The organism is Endozoicomonas sp. SESOKO4 (assembly GCF_024606275.1).
The window spans coordinates 1-2,281 of sequence record NZ_JAHHPS010000389.1; the positions used below are offsets into that span (position 1 = coordinate 1).

Consider the following 2,281-nt stretch of genomic DNA (forward strand, 5'->3'; position numbering starts at 1 on the left):
TGCGAATATGTTGACTGAACCCGAACGGCCTTACCCCCATTTGGCAGGGTTTATGCGATTCGCCCTCCCTTTGCCAGAGCTGCTGCCGAATAACAGTCCTCCCGCGTCTCTCGAATTGCCTGCGCTACCCATTCGGTCAATGAAGCAAACAAAACGCGCTGACCTTATGGCGATATCCCCTGAAGTCTTGGAGCACTCTTCCAATGCGCTAATCGTCATGGGAGCTGCCGGGGGAGGCAATGGCGATAAGACACCTGACGGAAACCACTGGAAACCCAACCCAGAGCCCCAGCCTGAACTTACCCCTGTTCTTTCCCTTATTCAAAAATGCCTGCAACAAAAAAGGCAACTGCTTCGAATGTTACGATTCAAACGACGATGTGCTTTTATTACGAGACAAGCAACACTGGCCCGGATTTTGTCAGACCGGATCATGGTGATTGAAGGGGATCTTCTGGATCTGGAAAGGTCGGATCCTGCTATGATGCATCCGGGACTGGTTCAGGCATGGTTGGCAGAGAATAGTGAGGAACTCAGTGTTTACCGTGAGATCGCTGCTGGCAAAAACTCTGGCCGACAGGCGGGTAGGAGTAAAAATAACCAACCCTGCAGAAGTACCAAAGCATCAACGACCGCGCCAACAAAACAGGCTGGCCAATCCGGCCAGACGCATGGGGCTGCTACCCACAATCAGGCAACCGGCTCAGCAGACGGCAGTGATCGAGGAGGTGGTGACCCACTGAAACCCCCGGCTGAGCAGGATACAGGAAATCCGGTTGTCATTTGCCCCAAGTGTAACAAAGCACTGAATCAACAAGAATTAAAGCTTATAGCCAATGAGACAACAGCTTCAGTGTTTTTATGCAACAAGTGCCTGCAAGGCACTCAGGGTAAAAAAAGAGCAAGACGAACCCGGGAAGAAACAGAGCCGGATGCATCAGAACCTGCTCAGAAAAAAAAGAAAGGCTCGGTTAGAAAGAGAATTAATTCGAAAGCAGTTGCTTCGGAGAAACCACCGGCCAAAAAAAGGAAACCAATAGACACTCAAGTCCCCGACGACCCATTGGAAAGTGTAAAAGAAAATATCCAATACGAATTAAGCGAGGAAGAGCTGGAAAAAGCTCAAACCCTGATGGCGGTATTCAAGAAAAAAAACATCACCGTAAAGCACTCTTTTTATAAACTGCTTGGCTATGTAGAGAGAAAGTTATTTAATGACTTCTTCGATAATGCGATCGTTTTTTTTTGGCACCTTCCTGAAACCTTCAAAAATACCGGTATGCTGACCGGCATGCTAAAGAATAAAAAAAAACATATCCGTGATTTTGCCGAACGTAACCAGGATGAACTTGCATATTTAGCAAGTTTGGATTTATTGACTTCCTTTTCGTCAATGAATAATGGCAAAGGTGTCCCTAAACATGAGGAAGTAAAAGCAATGCTGGACTGGCCGGAATGGAAAGATAAGGATGGCAAGTTCAGTATGGAGCTGTTTCGCTCTATCTCGTCCATGTACAACAGAAACGGCTTACCCAAACATGAGGAGGTGAAAGAGATGCTGAGCTGGCCGGAATGGAAAAACAAGGACGGTGAGTTCAGTGTGAAATTGTTCCGCTCCTTCTCGTCCATGAATCATGGCAAAGGCATGCTCAAACATGAGGAACTGAAAGAAGTGGTGGGCTGGCCGGAATGGAAAGACAGGGATGGTGAGTTCAATATGGAGCTACTCCGCGCCTTCTCGTCCATGAATCGTGGCAAAGGCATGCTCAAACATGAGAAAGTGAAAGAGGTGCTGAGCTGGCCGGAATGGAAAGGCAAAGATGGCGAGTTCAGTGCGGAGCTATTCCGCTCTTTCTCGTCCATGAATAACGGCCAGGGCATCCTCAGCCATGAGAAAGTGAAAGAGGTGCTGGGCTGGCCGGAATGGAAAAACAAGGATGGCGAATTCAGTATTGAGCTGCTCCGCTCCTTTTCGTCAATGTATCATAGCCGTGGGATGCTCAACCACAAGGAAGTGAAAGAGGTACTGGGCTGGCCGGAATGGAAAGACAAGAATGGCGTGTTCAGTTTTGATCTGTTCCGCGCTTTCTCTTCGATTAATCATAGTAAAGGAATGCCCAAACACGAGGACGTGAAAGAGGTACTGGGCTGGCCGGAATGGAAAGACAGTGATGGCGAGTTTAGTATTGAGCTGTTCCGCGCCTTCTCGTCCATGAATAATGGCCTGGGCATCCTCAACCATGAGGAAGTGCAAGACGTGCTGGGCTGGCCGGAATGGAAA

Annotated in this window: 1 protein-coding gene; it reads left to right on the plus strand. The window is 48.4% G+C overall.

Going from position 1 to position 2,281, the window contains the following annotated elements; translation table 11 throughout:
- Positions 1–52: 52 nt before the first annotated feature.
- Positions 53–2,281, plus strand: a 2,229-nt coding sequence (locus tag KDK16_RS07645) for a hypothetical protein (protein WP_257275415.1), incomplete at its 3' end; no start/stop codon positions are given.